The sequence below is a fragment of the Terrabacter sp. AAH1 genome (assembly GCF_054456855.1).
On record NZ_JBTJJV010000005.1, the window covers coordinates 209,873 to 235,693 of the forward strand.

27 protein-coding genes and 1 riboswitch are annotated in these 25,821 nt (G+C 72.4%); of the genes, 10 read left to right on the forward strand and 17 right to left on the reverse strand.

Features of this window, described 5'->3' with window-relative positions; translation table 11 throughout:
• Positions 1-44: 44 nt before the first annotated feature.
• The 6 genes from ACXR8F_RS10730 to ACXR8F_RS10755 are packed head-to-tail and all read right to left on the reverse strand — an operon-like array spanning position 45 to position 5,730.
• The gene (locus ACXR8F_RS10730) at positions 45-845 is read right to left on the reverse strand and encodes an adenosylcobinamide-GDP ribazoletransferase (protein WP_045192568.1); all 801 of its coding nucleotides are present in this window, start codon (positions 843-845) and stop codon (positions 45-47) included.
• On the reverse strand, positions 838-1,440 hold the full coding sequence (locus ACXR8F_RS10735) for a bifunctional adenosylcobinamide kinase/adenosylcobinamide-phosphate guanylyltransferase (RefSeq protein ID WP_458800342.1): 603 nt from the start codon (positions 1,438-1,440) through the stop codon (positions 838-840). Before ACXR8F_RS10735 ends, ACXR8F_RS10730 begins: the two co-directional genes overlap by 8 nt.
• The gene (locus ACXR8F_RS10740) at positions 1,437-2,276 is read right to left on the reverse strand and encodes an ECF transporter S component (protein ID WP_458800343.1); all 840 of its coding nucleotides are present in this window, start codon (positions 2,274-2,276) and stop codon (positions 1,437-1,439) included. Before ACXR8F_RS10740 ends, ACXR8F_RS10735 begins: the two co-directional genes overlap by 4 nt.
• A complete protein-coding gene (locus ACXR8F_RS10745; RefSeq protein WP_458800345.1) occupies positions 2,273-3,895 on the reverse strand; it encodes an ABC transporter ATP-binding protein in 1,623 nt (540 codons plus the stop codon). Before ACXR8F_RS10745 ends, ACXR8F_RS10740 begins: the two co-directional genes overlap by 4 nt.
• Positions 3,892-4,971 carry an energy-coupling factor transporter transmembrane component T gene (locus tag ACXR8F_RS10750; protein ID WP_458800347.1) on the reverse strand — a complete coding sequence of 360 codons (1,080 nt, stop codon included), beginning with the start codon at positions 4,969-4,971 and terminating at the stop codon, positions 3,892-3,894. The genes ACXR8F_RS10745 and ACXR8F_RS10750 overlap by 4 nt, the downstream gene beginning before the upstream one ends.
• Positions 4,972-4,992: 21 nt before the next feature.
• Positions 4,993-5,730, reverse strand: coding sequence for an SCO2322 family protein (locus tag ACXR8F_RS10755; protein WP_458800349.1), 738 nt, complete (start codon positions 5,728-5,730; stop codon positions 4,993-4,995).
• A 119-nt stretch (positions 5,731-5,849) separates the two neighbouring features.
• Positions 5,850-5,954: riboswitch (cobalamin riboswitch) on the reverse strand.
• A 51-nt stretch (positions 5,955-6,005) separates the two neighbouring features.
• Here ACXR8F_RS10755 and ACXR8F_RS10760 point away from each other — a divergent pair.
• A complete protein-coding gene (locus ACXR8F_RS10760) occupies positions 6,006-6,221 on the forward strand; it encodes a hypothetical protein (protein WP_045192561.1) in 216 nt (71 codons plus the stop codon).
• Positions 6,218-7,573 carry a serine hydrolase domain-containing protein gene (locus ACXR8F_RS10765; RefSeq protein WP_458800350.1) on the forward strand — a complete coding sequence of 452 codons (1,356 nt, stop codon included), beginning with the start codon at positions 6,218-6,220 and terminating at the stop codon, positions 7,571-7,573. Before ACXR8F_RS10760 ends, ACXR8F_RS10765 begins: the two co-directional genes overlap by 4 nt.
• A gap of 61 nt (positions 7,574-7,634) precedes the next feature.
• Here ACXR8F_RS10765 and ACXR8F_RS10770 read toward each other — a convergent pair whose 3' ends face one another.
• From ACXR8F_RS10770 to ACXR8F_RS10800, 7 genes are all read right to left on the reverse strand, one after another.
• Entirely contained in the window at positions 7,635-8,213 is a 579-nt protein-coding gene (locus ACXR8F_RS10770; protein WP_045192560.1) for a DUF3043 domain-containing protein, read from the reverse strand.
• A 71-nt stretch (positions 8,214-8,284) separates the two neighbouring features.
• Positions 8,285-8,899, reverse strand: coding sequence for a plastocyanin/azurin family copper-binding protein (locus tag ACXR8F_RS10775; RefSeq protein WP_458800353.1), 615 nt, complete (start codon positions 8,897-8,899; stop codon positions 8,285-8,287).
• 59 nt (positions 8,900-8,958) lie between these two features.
• Entirely contained in the window at positions 8,959-10,401 is a 1,443-nt protein-coding gene (locus ACXR8F_RS10780) for an ABC transporter permease (protein WP_458800355.1), read from the reverse strand.
• 20 nt (positions 10,402-10,421) lie between these two features.
• Entirely contained in the window at positions 10,422-11,240 is an 819-nt protein-coding gene (locus tag ACXR8F_RS10785) for an ABC transporter permease (RefSeq protein ID WP_458800357.1), read from the reverse strand.
• Entirely contained in the window at positions 11,237-12,238 is a 1,002-nt protein-coding gene (locus tag ACXR8F_RS10790) for an ABC transporter ATP-binding protein (RefSeq protein WP_458800359.1), read from the reverse strand. The genes ACXR8F_RS10785 and ACXR8F_RS10790 overlap by 4 nt, the downstream gene beginning before the upstream one ends.
• A 191-nt stretch (positions 12,239-12,429) precedes the next feature.
• Positions 12,430-13,008 (reverse strand): protein-L-isoaspartate O-methyltransferase family protein, encoded by a 579-nt coding sequence (locus ACXR8F_RS10795; RefSeq protein WP_458800361.1) that lies wholly within the window; start codon positions 13,006-13,008, stop codon positions 12,430-12,432.
• Between the two features lie 31 nt (positions 13,009-13,039).
• On the reverse strand, positions 13,040-13,849 hold the full coding sequence (locus ACXR8F_RS10800) for a methyltransferase (protein ID WP_052677458.1): 810 nt from the start codon (positions 13,847-13,849) through the stop codon (positions 13,040-13,042).
• A gap of 60 nt (positions 13,850-13,909) precedes the next feature.
• Between ACXR8F_RS10800 and ACXR8F_RS10805 the strand changes: the two genes are divergently transcribed.
• Positions 13,910-15,277, forward strand: a complete 1,368-nt coding sequence (locus tag ACXR8F_RS10805; RefSeq protein WP_458800363.1) for a M20/M25/M40 family metallo-hydrolase — start codon at positions 13,910-13,912, stop codon at positions 15,275-15,277.
• A 33-nt stretch (positions 15,278-15,310) separates the two neighbouring features.
• Here ACXR8F_RS10805 and ACXR8F_RS10810 read toward each other — a convergent pair whose 3' ends face one another.
• Together ACXR8F_RS10810 and nadA are read right to left on the reverse strand one after the other, a co-directional pair.
• Positions 15,311-16,135 carry a metallophosphoesterase family protein gene (locus ACXR8F_RS10810; protein WP_458800365.1) on the reverse strand — a complete coding sequence of 275 codons (825 nt, stop codon included), beginning with the start codon at positions 16,133-16,135 and terminating at the stop codon, positions 15,311-15,313.
• 3 nt (positions 16,136-16,138) lie between these two features.
• On the reverse strand, positions 16,139-17,341 hold the full coding sequence (gene nadA, locus ACXR8F_RS10815; protein WP_458800367.1) for a quinolinate synthase NadA: 1,203 nt from the start codon (positions 17,339-17,341) through the stop codon (positions 16,139-16,141).
• Positions 17,342-17,464: 123 nt separating this feature from the next.
• Here nadA and ACXR8F_RS10820 point away from each other — a divergent pair, with 123 nt between their 5' ends.
• From ACXR8F_RS10820 to aat, 4 genes are all read left to right on the forward strand, one after another.
• Positions 17,465-18,631 carry a glycerate kinase family protein gene (locus ACXR8F_RS10820; protein WP_458800369.1) on the forward strand — a complete coding sequence of 389 codons (1,167 nt, stop codon included), beginning with the start codon at positions 17,465-17,467 and terminating at the stop codon, positions 18,629-18,631.
• Positions 18,632-18,783: 152 nt separating this feature from the next.
• Positions 18,784-19,161 carry an iron-sulfur cluster insertion protein ErpA gene (erpA, locus tag ACXR8F_RS10825; protein WP_045192555.1) on the forward strand — a complete coding sequence of 126 codons (378 nt, stop codon included), beginning with the start codon at positions 18,784-18,786 and terminating at the stop codon, positions 19,159-19,161.
• Between the two features lie 133 nt (positions 19,162-19,294).
• Positions 19,295-20,284 (forward strand): carbohydrate kinase family protein, encoded by a 990-nt coding sequence (locus tag ACXR8F_RS10830; RefSeq protein ID WP_045192554.1) that lies wholly within the window; start codon positions 19,295-19,297, stop codon positions 20,282-20,284.
• A 79-nt stretch (positions 20,285-20,363) separates the two neighbouring features.
• Positions 20,364-21,038: a leucyl/phenylalanyl-tRNA--protein transferase gene (gene aat, locus ACXR8F_RS10835; RefSeq protein WP_045192553.1), complete on the forward strand. Its 675-nt coding sequence runs from the start codon at positions 20,364-20,366 to the stop codon at positions 21,036-21,038.
• On the opposite strand, the gene ACXR8F_RS10840 is transcribed toward aat, so the two are convergent.
• Positions 21,007-21,276, reverse strand: coding sequence for a sulfurtransferase TusA family protein (locus ACXR8F_RS10840; protein WP_045192551.1), 270 nt, complete (start codon positions 21,274-21,276; stop codon positions 21,007-21,009). The two genes, aat and ACXR8F_RS10840, sit on opposite strands and share 32 nt — an antisense overlap.
• A complete protein-coding gene (locus tag ACXR8F_RS10845) occupies positions 21,273-22,511 on the reverse strand; it encodes a cysteine desulfurase family protein (protein ID WP_458800372.1) in 1,239 nt (412 codons plus the stop codon). Before ACXR8F_RS10845 ends, ACXR8F_RS10840 begins: the two co-directional genes overlap by 4 nt.
• Before the next feature lie 138 nt (positions 22,512-22,649).
• Here ACXR8F_RS10845 and ctaC point away from each other — a divergent pair, with 138 nt between their 5' ends.
• The 3 genes from ctaC to ACXR8F_RS10860 are packed head-to-tail and all read left to right on the forward strand — an operon-like array spanning position 22,650 to position 25,750.
• A complete protein-coding gene (ctaC, locus tag ACXR8F_RS10850; protein WP_458800374.1) occupies positions 22,650-23,585 on the forward strand; it encodes an aa3-type cytochrome oxidase subunit II in 936 nt (311 codons plus the stop codon).
• Positions 23,585-25,345, forward strand: a complete 1,761-nt coding sequence (gene ctaD / locus ACXR8F_RS10855) for an aa3-type cytochrome oxidase subunit I (protein WP_045192550.1) — start codon at positions 23,585-23,587, stop codon at positions 25,343-25,345. Before ctaC ends, ctaD begins: the two co-directional genes overlap by 1 nt.
• Positions 25,346-25,348: 3 nt before the next feature.
• The gene (locus ACXR8F_RS10860) at positions 25,349-25,750 is read left to right on the forward strand and encodes a cytochrome c oxidase subunit 4 (protein ID WP_045192549.1); all 402 of its coding nucleotides are present in this window, start codon (positions 25,349-25,351) and stop codon (positions 25,748-25,750) included.
• Positions 25,751-25,821: the final 71 nt, after the last annotated feature.

The window sequence follows — 25,821 nt, forward strand, 5'->3', positions numbered from 1 at the left end:
GGCGTATGCCGGGTGGCCGCCATCGCGCCCCTTCGCTCGAGAGCTCAGGCGAGGGTGGAGGCGGCGATCGAGGCTGCGACCAGTGCGGCGGCGAGCGAGATCTCGATCGCTGCGCCGATGACGTCACCGGTGACGCCACCGAGCCGTCGCGTCGCGTGACGGCGGACGGCCGCGGCGGCCGCGACGGCGGTCGCCACGACGGCCACGTGACCTGCCGCCACGGCATACGGCGACGGCGCGGCCGCGTTGCCGACGAGCTGACCGGCGCCCGCCGCCACCAGCGCTGTGGCGCCGAGCACGAGGGCCAGTGCCGGTCGTGACACGGTGCCGGCGACGCCCCGGCCCAGGCCTTCGGGACGTGCGGCCGGTGTGCCGCGTCTCGCGCAGACGGCGCACGCGAGCCTGCTCGCCACGAGGGCGGTCACGGCCAGTGACGTGCCGACGCCTGAGGCGAGGAGCGTTGCCAGACAGGCGGCGTCGACGAGGAGCGTGAGCACCAGCGCGGCCGCTCCGGCGGGGCCGGTGTCGCCGCGGCGCATCACCTCGAGTGAGCGCGCCGGGTCGTGGCCGGACGTCAGGCCGTCGGCGAGGTCGGCGAGCCCGTCGAGGTGGAGCGCGCGGGACAGGAGGGCGGTGACCACGACGGCGAGGACGGCTGCCACGGCTGGAGGCAGCACCGGTGCTCCGGCCAGCAGCCCGAGGCCGGCCCAGACGACTGCGGCGGGCGCCGCGGTGAGCGGCGCGAGCAGCATGGCGCCGCCCAGCACCCGACCGTCGACCCGGCGCGGTGCCCCGACGCGCAGCGCGGTGAAGGTGCCGAGCGCGAGCCGCCAGGCGTCACGCATCGAGCGTCCGGGGGCGCGGCTGCGACGGCACGACCGGCGCGTCCGACAGGTCGAGCACGCGACCCGCCACGACGAGGTGCACGTGCGCCGATACCGCCGCGACCCCGGCGTTGAGGCGCCCGAGCTCGTCCTGGAAGAACCGTCCGGACGCCGTGGTCGGCACGAGCGACCAGCCGACCTCGTTCGTGACGACGACCACGGGCACCGTTGCAGCGCAGAGTGAGCCGACGAGCCGCTCGCCGGCTGCGCGCACGACGTCGGCCGCGGCCACGAGGTCGTCCCAGCCGGTCTCGTCGACGAGCGCCGTGAGCCACGTGCCGAGGCAGTCCACGAGGACGGGCCCCGTGGCGGCGCCGACCGTGGTGGCGACGTCCGTGGTCTCGAGGGTGCGCCACGAGGCCGGTCTGCGGGTCCGGTGGTCGGCCAGCCGACGGCTCCACTCGGGGTCGTCGGGCGTGGCCCGGCGACCGGTGGCGACGTAGGTGACCGCCTCGGACTGCCACAGGAGGTCCTCGGCGTGCCGGCTCTTGCCGCTGCGCACCGGCCCCGTGACGAGGGTCGTGGTCGGGGCACGGCGGCTCGGCGGAACCGTCATCGCGCGCCCCCGGCGCCCTGCAGGTGCTCGTCGTCCGCAGGGTCGAAGACCACCGGGACCCCGAACGCGGCTCGTCGCGCGCCTCGACGGAACACGCGGAGCAGCGCCGGTCCGGCGAGCAGCACGAGTCCCGCGTTGAGCACGCCGCGTGGCAGGTCCCAGCCGAGCGAGGTGGTCAGGTAGAAGAGCCCGTAGTGCCCGAGGTTCTCGGCGAGCGGAGCGCCCGGCACGAAGCCCATCCCGGTCGGCGCGCCGGTGCCGAGGAACGGCCAGAACCAGAGGTTCATGAAGACGCCGTAGGCGAGCCCGGTCACCAGGGCGTACGCCGCCACGACCCAGCGCTCGGAGCGCCCGCCCGCGCGGACCGGCAGCAGCCCTGCGCCGAGACCGATGCCGCCGGCGCAGATCATCTGGAAGGGCAGCCAGGGCCCGACGCCCCCGGTCAGCAGGGCGCCGACGGTGACCGCCAGCGCCCCGGAGACGAAGCCGACACCGGGGCCCAGCACGCAGCCCGCGACGATGACGACGAAGAACATCGGCTCGAGCCCGGCCGTGCCCGCGCTGAGCAGGCGCAGGGCGCCGCCGGCCGCTGCGGCCACCCCGAGCACGGCGATCGTCTTCGCGTCGAGGCGTCCGGCCGTCACCTCGGCGAGGCAGACGACGGCGAGGAGGGCGAGCAGCAGCGCGAACAGCCACGGCGCGTCGTTGCCGTGGTCGCGCGCGAAGTCGCCGGTGACGAAGAAGGGCCACGTGAACGCGACCAGCCCGACGATGCCCACCACGGCGACCGCCACGACGGCCGGCCAGCGCAGCGGGATGACGCGGCGGGTGGTCATGCGATCCTCGCGAGCGCGCCGGCGACCTCGGCGACCGTGAGCCAGGTCTGGGGGAGCAGCACCTTGGTCACCTGCGGGGCGAAGGCGGGCGACGACGACAGCACCTCGCGCGCGGGACCGTCGGTGACGACCTCACCGTCGGCGAGGATGACGACGCGGTCGGCGATCTCGGCCGCCAGCTCGACGTCGTGGGTCGCGAGCAGCACCGTCGTGCCGGTCGAGGCGAGCCCGGCCAGCACCTCACCGAGCCTCTTCTTGGCGCCGTAGTCGAGTCCCCGCGTCGGTTCGTCGAGCAGGACCACCTCGGGGGACCCGGACAGGATGACCGCGAGGGCGAGCTCGAGGCGCTGCCCCTCCGACAGGTCGCGGGGGTGCGTGTCGGCGTCGATGCCGCCGGAGATGCGGTCGAGGAGCGCACGGCAGGTGCCCGGCGCCGCGCTGAAGTCGGCGTCCGCCGCGGCGCACTCGCCGGCGACGGTGTCGGAGTAGAGGAGCATCTCGGGCTGCTGGGGCACGAGCCCGACGGTGCGCACCCGGTCGCGGGCCGGCGTGGCGTGAGGGTCGGTCGCTGCGGCTCCCAGCCGGACCCGTCCTGCGGAAAGGCGGTGCTGGGCCGCGACCGCCCCGAGCAGGGTCGACTTGCCGGCGCCGTTGCGCCCCATGAGGGTGGTGACCGAACCGCGTGAGACGGTGAGGTCGACGCCGTCGAGCACAGTGCGTCCGCCGCGTGCGACCCGCACCCCGTCGAGCACGACCGAGGGACCGGGCCCGATGACGCGCCGGTCTGCGGTGGTGGCCGGCGTCGCGCCACCCAGCGCCTCCCGCAGGGAGGACGCCTTGCGACGCGCGTCGCGGATCGACAGCGGGGTCGGCGACCATCCGACGAGCCGCGAGAGGCCGACGACGGGCGGGTAGATCTGCGAGCGGAGCATCGCGTCGGCGGGGTCCAGCAGCTCGGACACGTGCCCCTCGTCGACGAGCAGCACCCGGTCGGCGTGGTGGACCACGCGTTCGAGGCGGTGCTCGGCCAGCACGACGGTGACGCCGAGGTCGTGGACGATGCGGTGCAGCGAGGCGAGAACCTCTTCCGCTGCAACGGGATCCAGCGCGGAGGTGGGCTCGTCGAGGACGAGGACCCGCGGGCCGGCGGCGAAGAGGGCCGCGATCGCCACGCGCTGCTGCTGGCCGCCCGAGAGAGCCCGGAGCGACCGGCCGCGCAGCGGCGTGAGGCCGAAGAGGTCGAGGGTCTCCTCGACGCGGCGGCGGATCGTCGTCGGGTCGAGCCCCATCGTCTCCATGCCGTACGCGACCTCGTCCTCGACGACGTCGGTGACGAACGTCGAGGTCGGGTTCTGCTCGACGAGGCCGACGACGGTGGCGAGGTCACGCGGCCGGTGCTCGGCGGTGTCGAGCCCGTCGACGGTGACGCGCCCGGTGAGCGTGCCGCCGCTGAAGTGCGGGACGAGCCCGTTGACGGTGCGCAGCAGCGTCGACTTGCCGCTGCCGGTCGGTCCGACGACGAGCACCAGCTCGCCCTCGGGTATCTCCAGCGTGACGTCGTGCAGGCTCGGGGCCGGGGCACCCGCGTACTGCACGGACACGTGCTCGAAGGTGATCACGGCGCGGCCTCCCGGGGGTGCGGTGTCACCCAGGCGGGGACTGCGGCGACGAGGACGGCCACGACCGCCAGCAGGGGCAGGGCGGGCAGCTCGGCCCGCTGCGACGGCACGACACCGTCCCAGCCCTGCACCGAGGCCACGACGAGGACCGCCGCCGGCACCGCGCCCGCAGCCACGGTCACGGTCTCGGTCCACGCCCAGCGCTCGCGGCGGTGCCCGGAGCGCCCGTCGCGCGAGGCGCCGACGAGCAGGCTGGCGCCGGCGAGCACGGCGCCGAGCAGGAGCACCGGCAGGCCCAGCAGTCCGCCGGCGGAGGCGTCGAGCAGGCCGTAGAGCCCGGCGAGCACCCCGACGAGCCCGGCGAGCGCGAGCCCGGTGGCGGTCCGCCGGCTGCCGTCCGACGAGCGGACGGCCCGGCCGTAGCCGCGCGACTCCATCGACGCGGCGAGCCCGAGCGACCGCTCGAAGGCGGTCTCGAGCACCGGCACGGTGAGTCGGGCCGTCTCACGCAGCCCGCGACCGTCGCGACCGCGCAGCGTGCGGGCCGCGCGCACCTCGCGCGCGTCGGTGAGCAGCTGAGGGGCGAACGTCAGCCCGACGACGACGGCGGTGCCGACGTCGTAGAGCGTTGCGGGCAGGTAGCGCAGCAGCCGCCGCGGGCTCGCCAACGCGTTGGCGGCGCCCAGGCACGCGAGGATCGCGGCGAGGCGCAGGGCGTCGTAGGCGGCATACAGCAGCGCCTCGAGCGTCACCGCGCCACCGAGCCGCACGTTGGCCGCCCAGTCCGGCAGCGGGATGCGCGGCAGGGTGACCACCACCGTGTCGCCCGCGATGCCGTTGCCGAGCACGGCGGTCATCACGAGGCGGAAGGCGACGACGACCGCACCGATGACGAGGAAGGCCGGGAGCGGGTTCGGGGTGGCCGGGTCGCGCCGCTCGCCCACGACGACCACGCAGGCGCCGATGACGAGCAGGAGCACGGCCGGGTTGGTCGTGCGTGACGCAGCCGTGGCGAGGCCCAGCCCCCACAGCCACCAGGCTGCGGGGTGCTGGAGCCGAGCGCGTGCCTGCGCCATGACGAGGTCCGCCTCCGGGTCTCAGGCGCCCCGACGGGCGCGTGAGCGCGAGCGGACGACGAGGTAGGCGGCGAGCGCGAGCAGCACGAGCACGGCGATGACGTATGCCGCCACGTTGCTCCCCGAGTCCGACGCGGTGAGCGGGGTGCCCGCCACGTCCGTCGCGCCCGCGGACGGGGCCGCTGCAGGCGTCGCGGCCGGGACGGCGATCGTCACGGGCTGGTCTGCCGCCTTGGCCTCGGGTGTGACGTTCTTGACGGGGGCGCCGCACTCCTTGGCCGGGTAGCCGGCCACGCCGCACACCAGGCCCTTCTCGGTGCGCACCTCGCCGGCCGCGGCCAGCACGGCCGTGCTGGTCGCATCGGTCGCGACGACGGCGCAGACCGCCTTGGGCTCGGGCGGGGTCGCGTTGCCGGCGGAGTCGGCCGGACGGCCGAAGTCGACGACGACGCCGACCCGCTTCTTGCCGGCCTCGGCCGCGGTGGTGCCGCAGACCTGGTCGAAGGTCAGCACCGCGCGGGGGAAGCGCGTCGAGGCCTCGTCGGCGACGGCGAAGCGCCAGCCGTCGACGCTGCCGTCCTTGGGGACCGTCTGGTCCGAGCCCTTCTGCGCGAAGGCCCAGGCGCCGTTCGTGAGCTGGTAGAAGCCCCAGTACCGGAACGCGGCAGCGTGCGCGGGCGCGACGGTCAGGGCGGCGAGGCAGGCCGCCACCAGGGTGGCGAGCACGACCCTCAGGGGGGCACGACGGGCACGGGACACGTTTCCTCCTCGCGGGTCGGACACCGTGTCGGGACTGGTGGCTGCTGCCGGCCCGGCGGGTGACTCCGGTCCGCATTCCACGACAGACTGACAAAGGAGCCGGTGGGACGCGGGTTTTCCGGCTGGTCACCCCTCGCCTGGTCGCGGCGGGAGCGGCATCACGGTTGCGGGTCAGCGCCGGAGTCGCACCGGCTTGCCCCATCGTCCTTCGGTTAGGCGAACCGTGGCACGGTGGCATGCCGCGCGTCAAACACGGCGCCGTCTAGGGTGGCCGCATGAGCGCTGACTGGACCTGGCTGTTCCTCGACGCCCACGGTGAGGCGATGGAGGGGGAGGGGCTCACGACCACCGGGTTCCCCACCCAGAGCGACGCCGAGAGCTACCTCGGCGAGTCGTGGCGCGAGCTGCTCGAGCGCGGCGTCGAAGCCGTCACGCTGCGCGAGAACGGCGCCGTCGTCTACGGACCGATGAGCCTGCGGGCGTCCGAGTGACCGCAACCTCGACGGAGCGGCTGTCGACCGGCCTCGAGCGCGAGCTGCTCGGTCGCGTCGTCGCCGCCCAGCGTTCCTGGCGGGCGCCCGGCGTCAGCGTGGGCGTCGTGCGCGATGGTGCCCTCGTGTGGTCGACGCACGTCGGGTCGGCCCGTCTCGGCACCCCGTCGATCCCGGCCGACGACGACACCCAGTTCATGATCGGGTCGGTCACGAAGACGTTCACGGCGCTTGCCGTCATGTCGCTGCGCGACGAGGGCCGGCTGTCGCTCGACGACACGCTCGACGCGTACGTGCCCGGTAGCCGGCACGGGCGGGTCCCCTTGCGACAGATGCTCGCCCACGCGTCCGGCCTACAGCGCGAGCCCGTCGGCAACATCTGGGAGACCCTCGAGGCGCCCGAGCGGGACGCCTTTCTCGCCGGCGTCGAGCAGGCCGAGCAGGTGCTGCCGGCCCATCACGCCTTCCACTACTCCAACCTCGCCTACGGCCTGCTCGGCCAGGTCGTCGAGCGCGTCACCGGCCAGGGCTGGGAGCCGGTCGTGCGTGAACGGGTGCTCGACCCCCTGGGCATGACCCGCACGGGACTCGACCCGGCCGACGACCGCGCCCGCGGCTACCAGGTCGACCCGTACGCCGGCACTGCCCGCGAGGAGCCGCGCTTCACCCTCAACGCCACGGCGCCCCTCGGGGGCCTCTGGTCCACGGTGGCCGACATGGCCCGCTACGCCGCCTACGTCGCGGCTCCCGACGGCCGCGTCGTGCGCCCCGAGACCCTCGACGAGATGTGCCGGCCGCTCATCATGACCGACGTCGACGGCTGGTCGGGCGCCTACGGGCTGGGCTTCGGGATGGGCCGTCGTGGCGACCGGGTCTTCGTCGGCCACGGGGGAGCCATGCCCGGCTTCCTCACCGGGCTGCGGGTGCGGCGCAAGGAGGGGGTCGGAGCGATCGTCTTCGCCAACGCGACGTCCGGAGCGCTGACGCTGGCCCTGGCGACCGACCTCGTCGAGGCCGTCGTCGACGCCGAGCCGTCGCTGCAGGGCGCCTGGGTCCCCGAGGCCGAGCAGCCCCAGCTCACCGAGCTGCTCGGGCTGTGGTGGTCCGAGGGGGCGCCGCTGACCTTCTTCGTGCGCGGCGGGCAGCTGTGGTCGCGTCTCAGCGACGACGACCCGTTGTCGGAGACGAGGTATGCCGCCGAGGGGCCTGACCGGTTCCGCGCGGTCGAGGGCCGTGAGCGCGGCGAGGTGCTCGAGGTCGTCCGTGCAGTGGACGGCACGGCGGAGAAGCTCTACTTCGCGACGTATGCCGTCACGCGGGCGCCGTTGGCGTTCGCCGACCTGCAGGCCTGACGGTCTCGAGCAGGGCGGTCCGGCCCGCCGCCCGCCGGTGGAGCCGGGGTGGCCGGGTCGGTCAGGCCGGCGGGTTGCCGCGGTCGACCTGCGGCTTCGGCATGCGCGTGCGCCGCATCTGGAAGGCGCGCATGATGGCGTACCACGCATCGCCCTTCTCGGCCTGCCCGAACCGGTCCTCGACCTTGCGGCGGGTGCGGCGCCACATCAGCACCGCGTCGACGATGGCCACGAGGATGAGGCCGTAGACGAGCACGAAGACGAGCAGCAGCGCCCAGTTGGTGCGCACGAAGCTGAGCAGCAGCACGATGAGCATGATCGGAAGCATGAACTCGCCGATGTTCCAGCGGGAGTCGACCGAGTCGCGGATGAACCGGCGGCGGGGGCCCTTGTCGCGTGCGGGGAGGTACTTCTCGTCGCCCACGAGCATGCCGGCGCGCTGCTTGGCCATCGCCTCGCGGCGGGCGGCCTTGTCCTGCTGGCTGGCGGCCTTGCGGTCGGTGACGATCAGCGGACGCTTGTTGAGGGCCTCCTGGTCACGGCGCTTCGGCGTCGGCCGGTTCTTGGCGCCGGGGCGGGCCGGGTCGGTCTCGACCGTGCTGGCGAGCTCGTCGTTGAGGGTCTTCTTGCGTCCGAACACGGGGCCACTCTAAGCCGAACCGGCGCGTAGCCCCGCATCGCGCCCGGGGAGCGACGGGCCGGGTGCGTCGGCTACTTGATGACGAGCGTGCCCTTCTCGCCGCCCGCGTAGTGCTCGGGGAAGGTGCACAGGTAGGTGTACGTGCCCGGCGGGGCCCGGAAGGTGACCGTGTTGCTCTGGCCGCCCTCGATGAGGCGGGTGTGGGCGAGGACCGCCGGGTCGTCCACGTCGAGCCAGTCCTTGTCGTCCCCGGCCGCCTTGCCGCTCGCGACGACCTCGTTCTCCTGGCCGGGCCTGACCAGCACCCAGTTGTGGCCGATCTCGTCCTTGGCGTCCGTGTGGTTGACGAACTTCAGGCGGATCTTCACGCCGGACGGCTCCTCGAGCCGCACCTTGTCGTAGTGGTAGTCGGTCGCCCCGTGCGCCGAGCCGACCTCGACCCTGACCGTTCCCGGGGCGACCGGCTGCGTGGCGCCCGGGTCCTGCGTCGCGGTGCCGACCTCGTCCGGGTCGGGGCCCGTCGACGTCGAGGAGGCGACGGACGAAGCATCCGCCGGGGGCGCCGCCGTCGGTTCCGCACCGCCGCTGCAGGCGGCCACGAGGAGGCTGCAGGCTGCGAAACCGGTCACAGCCACCAGCAGGTGACGACGACGCCGCACGAGGCTCGGACGGGTTGCAGTGGTCATCGTGCGCTTCCTCTCGTTGGCAGGACCGGTGCGGGCCGGGTGCGTGCCCGGAACGCTGGTCAGGGCTCGTCGGGGGACGCCTGGCCCCGCGCCCGGCGGCGACGGAGCATCGGCACGGCGGTGATGAGCATCAGGGCGACCGGGGTGCCGATGGCGACGGGCAGCACGCCGCCCGGGTTGGTCGTCGCGAAGGGCTTGACCGTGAGGTGGATGCCGGGGCTCGACACGGGCTGGGAGGTCGCGTTCGGGCCGCTCGGTTGGGGCAGGACGGTGAGGTAGACGAGGTAGTCGCCCTCGAGGATCGCCTCGACCGTCCACGTCTGGTCGCTGGACTCGCCCGGTGCCAGGGCGTCGACCTGCTGGGTGCGCTCGGGCGACCAGTCCTCCGGGTCGACCGGGTCGCCCTTGCCCGTCTTGACGATGTTCATCGCCACGTTGAGCGGAGCCGTGTCGGTCGACCCCGCGTTGGTCACGACGGTGTCGAACTCGATCTCGTCGCCCGCGTTGACCGTCTTGTACTGCAGGTCGACCGAGATCTGCAGGCCCTGGCCGCCGGCCCCGGGTGCCGCCGCCGCGCGGGGGGCCGGCCCGGCCACGAGCGCGAGGGTGACGCCGCCGACGAGCGCGACGACGAGGGCGCCCGGCAGGTGCCCGGCCCTCGGGCGCCCGGGACGTGAGGCGTCGCGGTCCAGGCGGACCCGCGGCGCGGCATGCAGGAAGAGCACCGCCAGCACCCCGAGGGCGGCGAAGACCGCGGCCAGGAGGTAGGGCAGCTTCTCGGCGACGGTCCGGTTGTTGACGAGCACCTTCTCGAGGAACTCGCTCGAGGCCTGCAGCGGGTTGAACTGCTGGATGAGGTAACCGAGGTCGCCCTTCTGGGCGCTGCCGGGCCACTGGGTCGGGATGAGGAAGACGAGGTAGACGACGAGGCTCGCGAACAGGCTCGCCCGGTTGGACCTCGCCCAGATGCTCAGCAGCATGCCGAAGCCGGTGAAGGCGATGGCGAGCAGGCCGCCGAGGAGGGCGCCCAGCAGCAGGCCCTCCGGCAGGCTCTCGTCGCCGTGGGCGAGCACCACGACGTAGGGGACCGTCAGCAGGAACGTCACGGGCCACGGCGACATGGCCGCGAGGAACTTGCCCAGGATGATCTGCCGCGGCTCGGCAGGCGTCAGCAGCAGCGGCTCCAGCGTCGCGCGCTCACGCTCACCGCTGACCCCGTCGGCGCCGATGACCATCCCGACGAAGAGACCGAAGGAGATGCCGCTGAGGATCGTCAGGAAGGCCATCTCGACCGGGGGGATCAGGCTCAGATCGCTCTCGAGCTCGCGCAGCACCGACGTCACCGACATCACGAGGCTGAAGAGGACGAGCAGCACCAGCACGCGGCCGCCGGTCCACAGGTCGACGAACTCGCGCCTCAGCACGAGCCACCAGACGGGGAGTGAGCCCCGGCGCTGCGCCACCACGACCCGTCCGCTGCCCTGTTTGACTGCGACGCTCATGACACTGCCTCTCGGGACTGTTACTCCGCCGCGAGGCGAACGCGCGGCGCGAAGTGGAGGAAGAGCGCCACCGTGATGACGACCGTCATCACGGTGGGGGCCACCACGTAGGCCCATGCCTCGGCGAGCGACCTGCCCTCGTCGACGACCTTGGTCAGCAGCAGGCTTGCGGACTCCACGGGGTCGAGGGCCGAGACCACGACCCCGCCTGTGGTGCTGAGGAACTCGGTTGGCAGCTGCGCGGGGATCAGCGTCCCCGCGTAGACGAGCAGGCACACGAAGAGGCTGACGCGGCTCGAGTCGGACCAGATGCTGACCAGCAGCCCGAGCGCCACGAACGCGACGGCCAGCAGGGTCCCGAGCACCGCGCTCCAGAAGAGGGCGGTCCACGCCACGGGGTCGCCGTGCGACAGCGTGACGACGTACGGCACGGACAGGGCGAAGGCGGCCGGCCAGGGCGAGAGCGCGGCGAGGAACTTCCCGAGCACGATCTGCCGGTGACCGGACGGCGTGAGGAGCAGGGGCTCGAGCGTGGCGCGCTCCCGCTCCCCGCTGATGCTCTCGGCACCGATGACCAGGCCGATGAACAGACCGAAGGTGATGGTGGAGGTGACCGCGACGACGACCGAGGCCTTCATCGTCACCAGCTTGAGGTCGTTGTTCGTCGCCAGCAGGTAGGCCGTCACCGACATGAGGACCGTGTAGAGGGTGAGGAACCTGAGGACGCGCCCTCCTGCCCACATCTCGACGAGCTCCTGCCTGCAGATCAGCCACCACGGGGGAGCCGACCGACCGACCGCCGCTGTGCTCGTGCCGCGGGTGCGGGCGTTGTCGCTCATCGGATGGCCTCGGCGGTCAGCCGCAGGAAGACGTCCTCCAGCCGCCCGCCGCCGCTGTCGAACCCGAGGACGGGCTCGCCGGCACGGATGAGCGTCTCGAGCACGTCGTTCCTGGTCCCGGTCGGCGGACCCGCCCCGTCGGCGCGCAGCCTGACGTCGAGCCAGCCCGGCGAACCCGTCGCGGGGGCAACGTCCTCGACGCCGGGCAGCACCTCCAGCAGGGCCCGGGCCCGGGTGACCGAGTCGGGAGGCACCCGCACCCGCACGAGGTGCTCGAGCTCGGGGTGCGCCTGCCCGACGACGTCGGCGACTGTGCCCCTGGCGACGACGGTCCCGGCGTTCATGATGACCACGTCGTCGCAGACACCCTCGATCTCCGACAGGAGGTGGCTGCACAGCACGACACCCTTGTTGCGCTCCCGGGCGATGCGCTGCACGAGCTGCAGCAGCTCGCGCTGCCCGCGAGGGTCGAGTCCGAGGGTCGGCTCGTCGAGGAACACCACGGCGGGGTCGTTGACGAGCGCCCGGGCGATGCCGAGCCGCTGGCGCATGCCGTGGCTGAAGGAGCCGATGTCCGAGTCCTTCCGGTTCTGCAGCCCGACGTCCTCGAGCAGCTCGGACGCGACCCGTCGGGCCTCGGCGGAAGGCCGACCGTAGAGCTGCGCGAAGTAGACGAGGTAGTCGCGGGCCGTCATCTGCTTGGGGAAGCCGAGCCCCTCCGGTAGGACGCCGATGCGGCGTCGGATGGCGACGGGATGCTCGGAGCTGATGCCGTCGACGACGAACCGGCCGGCGGTGGGCCGGAGGATGGTGGTGAGGATACGGATCGAGGTGGTCTTGCCCGCGCCGTTGGGGCCGAGGAAGCCCAGCACCCTTCCGGCGTCGAGCGTGAAGGTGAGGCCCTTGAGCGCCACCCTGTCCCCGTAGGTCTTTCGCAGGTCCTCGGCCGAGAGGATCTCCGCGGGTCGGGTGGCTCGCGCGTCAGCAATGCGGTTCATCCTGCCGACCTCCATCTGGAGGTCCGCACCTCGAGGCTGAGGCCGGAAGGCACTCATACGACCAGCCTCTGGTGTCGGCACCTCAGGACTCAGGGTATTCCCGGTGTCGCCCCGTTGAGTCGCGAAGGGAGAGAGTCACGTTCCCCCGGAATGTGCCATTGGGGATACATCGACCGAGGACGACCGGATCCTCAGGTTCGGCGCCGGCGCGACTGCCTCAGGGGGACGAACCGGTAGCGCCCGTGTCGGCTCGTCGTCACGGTCTCGCCGGTGCGGACGACGAGCAGCATGGTGCCCGCGACGGGGATGACGAGTCGGCCCGGGTCGGCGAGCTGGTCGACGAGGGACTGCGGCAGCTCGTCGGCCTCGGCGGACACGAGGATGCGGTCCCAGGGTCCGTGCTCGGGGTCGCCGAGGACGTCCGGGAGGGCCTCGCGGACGCTCGCCCACGGCATACGCAGGGCACTGACGTTGGCTGCTCCCCAGCGGGCGAGGTCGGGCTCCAGCTCCACGCCGACGACGGACCCCTCGGGCCCGGTCAGGTGGGCGAGCAGCGCCGTCGTCCAGCCGGAGCCGGACCCGACGTCGAGGACACGCTGGCCCGGCTCGACGTCGAGGAGGCGGAGCATGTCGGCGACGGTGCGTGGCTGCGAGTTGGTCTGGCCGTGACCGATGAGGATCGGGCCGTCATGGGCCGCCCTCGACCGTGCCAGTCGGGGGAGGAAGCCCGAGCGCGGCACCGCCTCGAAGGCCCGGTCGACGGCGTCCATGATCCGAGCCAAGCACGACCCGGCGAGACCGTCACCCCCTCCGGCGGGCGACGACGTGCACGAGCGTGCCGAGGGCGCGGTAGGGGTCGGTCGAGCCGAGCCGCTCCTCGACGTCGAGGAGCGCGGCGAGGTCGGCGCCCTCGGGCGCGGGCTCGTCGACCGGGACGTCGTCGCTGGCCACCCGGATGCCGTACCAGTCGACGACCTCGAGCCGCGCTGCCTCGCAGTCGGCCGTGAGGGAGTCCCTCGTGTCGGCGCGGGCGTCGACGCCGATCTCGTTGCGGTAGCGGGCACTTCGTCCCTCCACGGAGGCCCGGCGGGTCTCGTCGAGCGCGGCGAGCGCTGCGGGCCAGTCGTGGCGGGCGGCTGGCCGCCAGGCCATCGCGTCGCCGTTGCGGGTCACGACCGAGACGATGCCGCCGGGGGCGACCCGGCGCGCGAGGGCGGCTATGGCCGACCGGCTCTCGGGGAGGTACATGAGCACGCCGTGGCACATGACGACGTCGTACGCCGTCGGCTGCGTCACGCTAGCGAGGCCGGCCAGGTCGGTGGCGAGGAGTGTCACGTGGTCCCGCTGGGCGGCGGTGAGGCCGGCCGCCGCCTGCTCGAACGCGGCCCGCATGCGGCCGTCGGGCTCGACGGCCGTCACCGCGTGCCCGAGGCGCGCGAGGTGCAGCGCCTGGGTGCCCTGACCGGCACCGACGTCGAGCACCCGGAGAGGCCCTCGAGGAAGGTGGGCCGAGAGCTGCCGGGTGACCAGCTCCTGACGGACGACGTTGCGCAGGTTGCCCAGCCGTTGGAGCCAGGGGCGCTGACCGGCCACGAACGTGTTGTCTGCCATCGGGCGAAGGTACACACCACGGCCGACGCCGCACGGACCCGGCTCGGTAGGGTCGGGCTCGTGACCACCGACGTACTCACCCCCGACCAGATCCAGCAGCTGCGCGACCGAGTCGCAGACCTCATGCCCCAGGTCCGCGCCGACCTCGAGCAGCTCGTGCGCATCCCGAGCGTCTCGGCGTCCTCGTTCGACCAGAGCCAGGTGGCGCGCAGCGCCGACGCCGTCGCCGAGCTGCTTCGCCGCGAAGGGCTCGACGTCGAGGTCGTCGTCGAGGGCGGTCGCCCGGCCGTCATCGGGCACATCGCCGGCCCCGAGGGTGCCCCGACCGTCACGCTCTACGCGCACCACGACGTCCAGCCCCCCGGGGACGAGGCCGACTGGGACAGCGCGCCGTTCGAGCCCGAGGAGCGCGACGGCAGGCTCTACGGCCGAGGCGCAGCCGACGACAAGGCCGGCGTGATGGCGCACATCGCCGCGCTGCGGGCGCACGCCGGCAACCTGCCCGTCGGGGTGACGGTCTTCGTCGAGGGGGAGGAGGAGTCCGGTTCCCCGTCCCTCGGCACGATCCTCGAGAAGCACGGCGACCGCCTCGCTGCCGACGCGATCGTCATCGCCGACTCCGGCAACTGGGACATCGGCACCCCGGCGCTCACGACGACGCTGCGCGGCGGCATCCGCGTCGTGGTGCGGGTGCAGACCCTCGACCACTCGGTCCACTCGGGCATGTTCGGCGGCGCCGCGCCCGACGCCGTCACGGCGCTCGTCCGGCTGCTCGCCTCCCTGCACGACGACGACGGCAACGTCGCAGTCGCCGGTCTCGACGCCGGCGAGGCTGCCGACATCCCCTACGACGAGAAGCGTTTCCGCGACGAGTCGGGGCTGCTCGACGGCGTCTCGCTCATCGGCTCCGGCTCGATCCTCTCGCGCCTCTGGAACAAGCCGTCCATCACGACGATCGGCATCGACGCCACCAGCATCGACAAGGCCTCGAACACCCTGTCGGCCAAGGCCGCTGCCAAGATCTCGGTGCGACTGGCTCCCACGCAGGACCCCATGGCTGCCTTCGAGCGGGTGCGTGAGCACCTCGAGTCCAACGCCCCGTGGGGTGCCCGGGTCACCATCGAGCTCGAGGAGCACGGCTCCGGGTTCGCCGCCGACGCCGACGGGCCCGTCTACGACCAGGCGCGGACGTCCTTCGCCGACGCGTGGGGCACAGAGCCGGTCGACATGGGTGTCGGCGGGTCGATCCCGTTCATCTCGGACTTCTCCGCACGCTTCCCCGACGCCGCGATCATCGTCACCGGCGTCGAGGACCCCGACACGCGCGCGCACGGTGCCAACGAGTCCCTGCACCTGGGCGAGTTCGAGAAGGTCTGCGTCGCCGAGGCGGTCTTCCTGGCCCGCCTGGGCGCGCTGCCGCGCGCCTGAGTCACGCGGTGTGCCGGCAGGCCTGCCCTCTCGTCAGGAGGCGGGCTTGCCGGCGCCGCGGTAGCGCTGCTCGCGCAGCTCGAGGGCGTACGCGTCGACATCGGGCATGCCGAGGTCGCGGGCCGCGGCGACCTCGGCCTCGATGTCGTAGGGGACCCGCACGAAGTTGATCGAGAAGCTCTGCGGCACAAGGGAGTCCGTGACGCCCTCGAGGATGCAGTAGGGCGCGGTGGGCCCGTCGAGGTGGTTGCCGACGGCACCGGCGTTGAAGAGCAGGAGGCCCTCGTCGGCCTCGAGGTAGGCGCCGTGGATGTCGCCGTAGCCGACGACGTCGGGGGTCGTGACCTCCGGCCACGCGTCCGACGGGTGACCGGGGAGGGCCGGTGCCCAGGGACCGGTGAAGTCGGTGTTGGTGAACATCCCGCGGAACTCGTCCATGGTGTGCTCCCAGCGCACGCGCACGAACTCGCTCGTCTGCGAGGCGTGGAAGAGCCGGATCCGTTTGCCGCTCATGACGAGGTCGTAGGCGTTGGGCAGCGACACGAGCCACGCCGCGTCCTCGTCGGTGAGCTCGTCACGGGTCCACTGGCCGGCCTCGAAGCGTGGCACGTCGCCGCGCCCGACGAAGCCCTCCCAGTCGCCGATGAGGGAGTCCCAGTTGCCCCGGACCGTGACCTCGCAGGTGTCGCGGGTGCGTTTGATGGCCTCGGCGCCGCGGGGACCCTTGCCGACGACGTCGCCGAGGTTGAGGATGCGCGTGATGCCGCGCGCCTCGATGTCGGCGAGGACGGCCTCGAGGGCCGTGACGTTGCCGTGGACGTCGGAGATGACGGCGATGCGGTCGAGGACCAGGGCCACGGCTCAGTCCTTGTGGGTCTTGCCGGGCAGGGCGAGCATCCGGTCGAGCGCGGCGCGCGCCTCGGCCGCGACCGTCGGGTCGACGTGGATCGGGTTGACGACTCGGCCCTCGACGAGCGACTCGAGCGCCCAGACGAGGTGTGGCAGGTCGATGCGGTTCATCGTCGAGCAGTAGCAGACGTTCTTCTCCAGGAAGGCGATCCGCTGGGTGGGGAACTGAGTGGCAAGGCGCCGCACGAGGTTGAGCTCGGTGCCGACCACCCATGACGTGCCATCGGGCGCGGCCGCGATCGTCTGGATGATCTTCTCGGTCGAGCCCACCTCGTCGGCGAGCTCGACGACCTCGTAGCGGCACTCGGGGTGGACGATCACCTTGACGTCGGGGATCTCGCGCCGCGCCGCCTCGACGGCCTCGACGGAGAACCGGCCGTGCACCGAGCAGTGCCCGCGCCACAGGATCATCCGCGCGTTCTCGAGCTGCTCGCGCGTGAGGCCGCCGTTCGGGCGGTGCGGGTCCCAGACGACGCAGTCGTCGAGCGAGAGGCCGAGCTCGCGCACTGCGGTGTTGCGGCCCAGGTGCTGGTCGGGCAGGAAGAGCACCTTGCCGCTGCCAGTGCCGTCCAGCCCGACGCCACCGACCTGGTCGAAGGCCCAGTCAAGAGCGGTGCGAGCGTTGGAGCTGGTGCAGATCGTGCCGCCGTGGCGCCCGGTGAACGCCTTGATGGCGGCCGAGGAGTTCATGTAGGTGACGGGGATCGTCTGCTCGGCGACGCCGGCCGCGGCCAGTTGCTCCCAGCAGTCCTCGACCTGGGCGATGGCGGCCATGTCGGCCATCGAGCAGCCCGCAGCGAGGTCGGGGAGGATGACGGTCTGCTCGTCGCTCGTCAGGATGTCGGCGGACTCGGCCATGAAGTGCACGCCGCAGAAGACGATGTACGGGGCGTCGGGCCGTGCCGCGGCGTCGCGCGCGAGCTTGAAGGAGTCGCCGGTGACGTCGGCGAACTCGATGACCTCGTCGCGCTGGTAGTGGTGCCCCAGCACGAAGACCGAGTCGCCGAGCGCGGCCTTCGCGCCGCGGGCGCGGGCGACCAGGTCGGGGTCGGACGGGGCCGGGAGGTCACCGGGGCACTCGACCCCACGCTCGGTGTGCAGGTCGGTGCCCTGCCCGAGCACGAGGAGGGGGAGCGGGGCCGGTGCCGTCGTCATGCCCAGATCGTATGCCGCCCGCCGGACAGCCGACGTCACCGCCCGGGCCGTCCGGCCCGGCCCGGCGGCATACGCCCCCCGAGCCCCGGGCATCGGGAGTTGGGGGGTGGGAGGATGCCGCTCGTGCACGTGATCATCGCCCCGGACTGCTACACCGGCACCCTGACCGCCCTCCAGGCCGCGGCGGCGCTGGCGGAGGGCTGGGCCCGCACCGCGCCGAGCGACCGGCTCACGCTGGTGCCCCTCTCGGACGGCGGTCCCGGCTTCGTCGACGTCCTCGCCGAGAGCCTCGACGGCGAGGTTCACGCCGTCGTCACGACCGACCCCCTCGGGCGCGAGGTGCCGGCGACGATCCTCATGACCACCGGCGCGGGCGGTCGCACCGCCTACGTCGAGTCCGCCCAGGCGGCGGGACTGCACCTGCTCGCACCCGACGAGCGCGACCCCACGCGCACGTCGACGCTGGGCGTCGGCACCCTCGTCCTCGCCGCGCTCGACGCCGGGGCTCGCCGCATCGTCGTCGGCCTCGGCGGGTCCGGCACCAACGACGCGGGAGCCGGCCTGCTGGCGGCCCTCGGCACCGGCCCGGCGGAACGGCTCGGCCGCGGTGGCCTGGCACTGGAGGCGACGACCCCCGACGACGTCGCCGGGCTCGAGGCGGCGCGCGCGCGCCTGCGTGGCGTCGACCTCGTCATCGCCAGCGACGTCGACTCACCCCTGCTCGGTCTCAAGGGGGCGAGCGCCGTCTTCGGCCCGCAGAAGGGCGCGACCGAGGAGGAGGCGCAGCGCCTCGAGAACGCGCTGGGCCACTTCGCCAGCGTGGTCGCACGCGTGCGCCCGCCGGCCAGGGACCTGCTGACCGGCACCCTGCTCAAGCCGGAGCGAGAGCCCGGGGCCGGCGCCGCGGGCGGTCTCGGCTACGCCCTCCACCTGCTCGGCGGCCGCCGGGTCTCCGGGGTGGAGGCGGTGCTCGACGCCGTGGGCTTCGCCGACCTCGTGGCCGGGGCCGACCTCGTCGTGACGGGCGAGGGCAGCTTCGACTGGCAGTCGCTGCGCGGGAAGGTCGTGGTGGGGGTGGCCGAGGCGGCGGCACGGGTCGGCGTCCCGGTCGTCGCGGTGCCGGGCCAGTCGCTCGTGGGTCGCCGTGAGGCCATGTCCGCCGGGCTCTCCGGCGTCTACGCGGTGGCGGAGCGCCCCGACCAGGTCGCGGCGGCGCTCGCCGACCCCGCCGAGCGCCTCGCCGCCCGGGCCGCGCGCGTGGCGCGCACGTGGTCGCCGTCCACGTCCTGACCCGTCCACGTGCTGAGCCGTCCGGGCCGCAACGCGAGCCACGATGCACGGATCGTCGGCGCCCCGACGTATCCTGTGGGAGTCGGGAACACATCCGACACGGCATGGGTTGTCACTCCTGACCCATGCTCCACGACGTGAAGGACCAACACATGAGTGTCGAGACGAACGCATCTCCCGCCGAGGTTCAGACCGAGGCTCCCGCCCACGGTGTCGTCCTGACGGACGTCGCGGCCACGAAGGTGAAGAGCCTGCTCGAGCAGGAGGGGCGCGACGACCTCCGCCTGCGCGTGGGCGTCCAGCCGGGCGGCTGCTCCGGCCTGATCTACCAGCTCTACTTCGACGAGCGCACCCTCGACGGTGACCTCGTCCGCGACTTCGACGGTGTCGAGGTCGTCGTCGACCGGATGAGCTCCCCGTACCTCGAGGGCGCCACGATCGACTTCGCCGACACGATCGAGAAGCAGGGCTTCACCATCGACAACCCCAACGCGGGCAGCAGCTGCGCCTGCGGCGACTCCTTCAGCTGAGCCGTCCGGCGTCCCGGCGACGCCGCACCCGAAGGGCCCGACCGCCACGGTCGGGCCCTTCGCCGTTCCCGGCGCCGCCCCGCAGCAGGTGACCGTGACCGGCGCACCCGCCGTGCCGGGTAGGTTCATGCCTGTGCAGATCGCAATCACCGGTTCCATCGCCACCGACCACCTGATGACCTTCGACGGTCTCTTCGCCGACTCGCTCGTCGTGGAGCAGCTCGACAAGATCTCCCTCTCCTTCCTCACCCAGGACCTCCAGGTGCGACGGGGCGGCGTGGCGGCCAACATCGCCTTCGGCATGGCCAACCTGGGGCAGCGGCCCCTGCTCGTCGGCGCCGTCGGCGAGGACTTCACCGACTACCGCAGCTGGCTCGAGCGCCACGGCGTCGACTGCGGCGGGGTGCACTACTCCGAGTCGCAGCACACGGCCCGCTTCATCTGCACGACCGACCGCGACATGGCCCAGATCGCGACCTTCTACGCCGGTGCCATGACCGAGGCCCGCGACATCGAGCTGGCGCCCGTGGCCCAGCGTGCCGGCGGGCTCGACCTCGTCGTCGTCGGCGCCAACGACCCCGAGGCGATGCTGCGCCACTCCGACGAGTGCCGGTCCCGCGGCATCCCGTTCGCGGCCGACCCGTCGCAGCAGCTCGCCTTCTGCGACGGGCCCACGATCGCCCGGCTCATCGACGGCGCCGAATACCTCTTCACCAACGAGTACGAGAGCCACCTGGCCTGCCAGAAGACCGGCTGGAGCGAGGACGAGCTCGCCGACCGCGTGCGGGTGCAGGTCAAGACGCGGGGCAAGGACGGCGTCACCGTGCGGGTGCGGGGCGAGAGCGAGACCGTCGAGGTCGGCATCGCCCGTGAGGTGCGCAAGGCCGACCCCACGGGTGTCGGCGACGCCTTCCGCGCAGGCTTCCTGACGGGGCTTGCGGCCGGCCTGCCGGCCCAGCGCTGCGCCGAGCTGGGCTCGATGCTCGCGACCTACGTCATCGAGACGGTCGGCACGCAGGAGTACGTCCTCGGCAAGGAGCGCTTCCTCGAGAGGCTCGCCGACGCGTACGGCAGCGAGTCGGCCGACGAGATCGGCCCGCACATCACCTGCCCCCGTCCGTGACGAGGCGGCCCCCCGGGCGCTGAGGTGCCCGGCGGGCCACCGCCCGCGACAGCGCACCCGTCGACAGCAGGGAGCCCCCGTGCCCACGCCTCCGCCACCCACCTCGTGGGACTTCGCGCTGGACCGCGTGCCGGAGGGGGAGGACCTCATCGGCATCGGGGCCGACCTCGACGTCGCGACGCTCTTCGAGGCGTACTCCATCGGTGTGTTCCCGATGGGCATCGGTGACCACGGTGCCGCGCCCATCGGGTGGTGGTCACCCGACCCGCGGGGGGTCCTGCGCCCGCGTGAGCTCGTCGTCAGCCGCTCGCTGCGCAAGGCGGTGGGGCACTTCGAGATCCGGGTCGACACGGACTTCCGCGCGGTCGTCGAGGCGTGCGCGGCTCCCGACCGCGAGGGCCGCTGGATCACCGACGACATCGTCGAGGCCTACGACGAGATGCACCGTGCCGGGTGGGCGCACTCGGTGGAGACGTGGCAGGACGGTGTGCTCGTCGGGGGCCTCTACGGCGTCGCCATCGGCGGCCTCTTCGCGGGCGAGTCGATGTTCCACCACGCGCGCGACGCCTCGAAGGTGGCCCTCGTCGGGCTCTGCTCGCTGCTGCGCGCCGACGACGACCCGCGCCGGCTGGTCGACGTCCAGTGGCAGACCCCGCACCTGGCGACGCTCGGGGTGCGCGAGGTCCCGCGCGACGAGTACCTCGCGGTGCTCCCGGAGGTGCTCAGCGCTCCGCTGCCGGCGTGCTGGGCCTGACCACCTCGACCACGTATGCCGTGTGGTCGCCCTCGTCGCGTGCCTCCACCAGGCGCTGACCCCGCATGCGGCACCAGGCCGGCACGTCGTGGGCGGCGGCCGGGTCGGTGGCGAGCAGCGTCACGCTCCGCAGCGCCGGCTCGTCGCGGACGAGCCGTGCCAGCCGGATGACGGGCAGGGGGCATCGCTCGCCACGCGCGTCGAGCACGCGGTCGTGGGGGGCTTCCGACGGGCTCACAGGTCACCGACTCCCAGCTGGTCGCGCACCGAGCGGATCGTCGGCGCCAGTGCTTCGGTGAACGTGGCGACGTCGTCGGCGAGGGTGGGCGAGACGGCCGGCAGCGGAAGGGTCACGCGGACGTTGCCGTGCGTGAGCACGCCCATCGCGGCGAGCACGTGGCTGGGCTCGAGGGTGCTCGACGTGCAGGCGGAGCCGCTCGCAACGGCGATGCCCGCGGCGTCGAAGGCGCCGACGACGGCCTCGCCGTCGACGTAGAGGCTCGAGAAGGTCACCACGTGGGGGAGCCGGTCCTCGGCGTCGCCGACCACCTGGGTGTCGGGCACGAGGGCGGCGGCAGAGCGGACGTCGTCGACCAGCGCGCGCGCCGTCGCCGCGTCGGACGGGCGACTCGACGCGGTCTGCTGCCACGCCTCGGCGGCAGCGAGAGCGAGCGGCACCCACGGGGAGACGTCCCAGCGGCCGTGCTCGACGTCGGCCCGGGACCCCGACCAGTGCCACCGCACGCCCTCCCTCACGACGAGGACGCCGAGCGGCGGACCACCCCACGAGCGGGCGTCGCCGACGAGGACGTCCCAGTCGGGGGGCACGTCGTCGCGGCCGAGCGAGGCCATCGCATCGACGACCAGAGGTATGCCGTGTGCTGCGGCGGCCTCGCGAGCGGCGCCGAGCGGCTGCCGGGTGCCGACCTCGCCGTTGGCGCTCTGGAGGGCGGCGACGACGGTGCCCGGCACCTCGAGGGACTCGCGCCACGCGTCGAGGTCGATGCGGCCGGTGGCGTCGACGGCGACCTCGGCGAGCAGCGCGGCGTCGTCGGCCGCGGCGGCTCGCGCCCGGGCCGGCACGAGCACCGCGGAGTGCTCCACCGCGGAGGCCACGGTGCGCGCCCCACGCCACCGGCCGGCATACGCCACCCCCTCGACGGCCCGGGAGAGGGCGGTCGGGCCGCTCGGCAGGAAGCTGACCTCGCTCGGTCGCACGCCCAGACCCGCGGCCACGACGGCTCGCGCGCGGTCGAGCAGGGCGGCCGCGCGCCGCCCTTCGGCGTGCAGGCGCGCCGGGTCGGCCCAGCCCACCTCGACGGCGGCCAGCAGCGTGTCGCGGGCGACCGGGTGCAGCGGGCCCGCAGCCGCGTCGAGCAGGCGTCGACGGGGGGTCGAGGGGGGTGTGACGGGCGCTGCGGCGGGGTCTGCCGGAGCGTGTCCAGGCCTTGTTCCCGGATCGTGACTGACCACGTCGCAACGTTAGCCGCCCCCTGCGGACACCGTGACGAGAGGGACGGTAGGGTTGCCCGAGTGGGCCATGGCTGCCCTATGAGTTTGACGTGAACCACGCTTGACGCGCCCATCGCGCGCCCACGTACGGAACGAAAGGTGCACCTGGTGCCTGAGCACGAAGACACCCCAGCGGCGACGCCGGTGGTGACGCCAGTGGTAGGGGAGACCAGGCGGCGACGCACGCCGGTCCGCATCGCCGGACTCGCGGCCCTCGCGAGCCTGGCCCTGGCCGGCTGCCAGGGTCAGGTGTCCAACGGTTATCTGCCCCCGGTGGTTTCCGACAGCGGTCAGCGAGTCACCGACCTCTGGATCGGCAGCTGGGTCGCCACGCTCGCCGTCGGTGTCATCACGTGGGGCCTGATGCTCTACGCCGCCGTCCGCTACCGCAAGCGCAAGGGCGACGAGACCCTGCCCGTGCAGCTGCGCTACAACGTGCCGATGGAGCTGCTCTACACCGTCATCCCGGTGTTCATGGTGGCCGTCTTCTTCTACTACACGGCGCGTGACGAGGCAGCCCTCGTCGACACGAGCACGAAGAAGGACCTCACGGTCAGCGTCGTCGCCAAGCAGTGGAGCTGGGACTTCAACTACGTCGACTCGAACGTCCACGAGAGCGGCGTCCACACCGAGCTCGACGGCAGCGAGGGCAAGCGCGCCCAGATGCCGGTGCTCTACCTGCCGGTCAACAAGCGCGTCGAGTTCGTGCTCAACGCCCGCGACGTGATCCACAGCTTCTGGGTGCCCGCCTTCATGATGAAGATGGACATGCTCCCCGGCAAGACCAACAAGTTCCAGCTGACGCCCACCCAGACCGGCACCTTCCAGGGCAAGTGCGCCGAGCTCTGCGGCGCCTACCACTCGCAGATGCTCTTCATGGTCAAGGTCGTCCCGCAGGCCGAGTACGACCAGGAGATGGCTCGTCTGAAGTCCGTCGGCCAGGAGGGCCTCATCCCCGTCGACGTCAGCCGCGAGAAGATGGTCCAGTCCGACATCGACAAGATCCCCGCACCCGCCCGCACTGGGAGCAACTGATGACGTCCGCAACGCTCAACCGTGAGGCGCAGTCCCCGTCCCTCACCGCGTCCCGGCCGCGACTGGCCAAGGGGCAGACGTTCGTGAAGTGGGTCACGACGACCGACCACAAGGTCATCGGCAACCTCTACTTCATCACCTCGTTCGTCTTCTTCCTGCTCGGCGGCCTGATGGCGCTGATCATCCGCGCCGAGCTCGTCGCGCCGGGCCTGCAGGTCGTCGACAACCCCGAGCAGTACAACCAGCTCTTCACGATGCACGGCACGATCATGCTGCTGCTCTTCGCGACGCCGCTCTTCGCCGGTTTCGCGAACGCCGTGATGCCGCTGCAGATCGGGGCTCCCGACGTCGCGTTCCCGCGCCTCAACATGTTCGCGTACTGGCTCTACCTCTTCGGTGGCCTCATCGCGTCCGTCGGCTTCCTCACGCCGCAGGGTGCCGCCGCGTTCGGCTGGTTCGCCTACGCGCCGCTCTCCGACGTCAGCTACAGCCCCGGCCTCGGTGGTGACCTCTGGGTCTTCGGTCTGGCCATGGGTGGTTTCGGCACGATCCTCGGCGCCGTCAACTTCATCACGACGATCATCTGCCTGCGTGCGCCCGGCATGACGATGTTCCGCATGCCGATCTTCACCTGGACGGTGCTGATCACCTCGCTGCTCGCGATCCTCGTCTTCCCGATCCTCGCCGCGGCGCTCTTCGCGCTCGGTGGTGACCGCCGGTTCGGCATGCACATCTTCGACGCCGAGAACAACGGCGCGATGCTGTGGCAGCACCTCTTCTGGTTCTTCGGCCACCCGGAGGTCTACATCATCGCGCTGCCGTTCTTCGGCATCATCAGCGAGGTCCTGCCGGTCTTCTCCCGCAAGCCGATCTTCGGCTACAAGACGCTGGTCTTCGCCACCATCGCCATCGCGGCGCTGTCAGCGAGCGTCTGGGCGCACCACATGTACGTCACCGGACAAGTGCTCCTACCGTTCTTCTCGGTGATGACGATGCTCATCGCCGTGCCGACCGGTGTGAAGTTCTTCAACTGGATCGGCACGATGTGGGGCGGCAAGGTCGTCATGGCCACGCCGATGCTGTGGTCCATGGGCTTCCTCGTGACCTTCCTCTTCGGCGGCCTGACCGGCATCATCCTGTCCAGCCCGGCTCTCGACTTCCACCTCTCCGACAGCTACTTCGTCGTCGCGCACTTCCACTACACCGTCTTCGGCACCGTGGTCTTCGCGATGTTCGCCGGCTACTACTTCTGGTGGCCCAAGCTGACCGGCCGGATGCTCGACGAGACGCTCGGCAAGATCCACTTCTGGATGCTCTTCATCGGCTTCCACATGACCTTCCTCATCCAGCACTGGCTCGGTGTCGAGGGCATGGCCCGTCGGTACGCCGACTACCTGCCGGAGGAAGGCTTCCAGGCGGCGAACATCGTCTCCAGCGTCGGCGCCTTCCTGCTCGGTGCCTCGATGATCCCGTTCGTCTACAACGTGTGGAAGACGTGGAAGAAGGCACCGCTCGTGAAGTCCGACGACCCGTGGGGCTACGGCGCCTCGCTCGAGTGGGCGACGTCCTGCCCGCCGCCGCGCCACAACTTCACGTCGCTGCCGCGCATCCGTTCCGAGCGCCCGGCGTTCGACCTGCACCACCCCGAGTCGGTGGCCGGTGGGGCCCCGATCGCGGACCGCAACACCCTCGTCCAGGTGATGGGGCCGGCCGACGTGGCTTCCGAGCGGGCCACCAGCACCGAGAGGCGTGAGGACTGACCGATGCGCGTCGAGACCAAGCTCTTCCTGTACCTGTTCGTCTTCTTCGTGCCCGTCACGCTGATCTACGGTTTCTGGTCCAAGTGGTCCGAGCCGATCGGTGTCACCGCCCTGGTGCTCACCGCCCTGCTCTTCGCTCTCAGCGGCTTCTACCTCTGGATGACCGGCAAGAAGCTGCCGCTGCGTCCCGAGGACAACGCGTCGGGTGAGATCGAGGACGCCGAGGGCAACTACGGCTACTTTGTCGCGAGCTCGTGGACGCCGCTGTGGCTCGCGGGCTCGGGCGCCATCATGTTCGCCGGTCTCGCCGTCGGCTGGTGGCTGTTCATCATCGGCGCGTTCTTCGGTGTCGTCGCGGTGTGCCTCTGGGTGTTCGAGTCCTTCCACGGCGAGTACTCCATCTGAAAAGACAGTCCGGCCCGGCAGGGTCGAGGAGGGGCCCGGTCGCTCGGCGACCGGGCCCCTTGTCGTTCTCC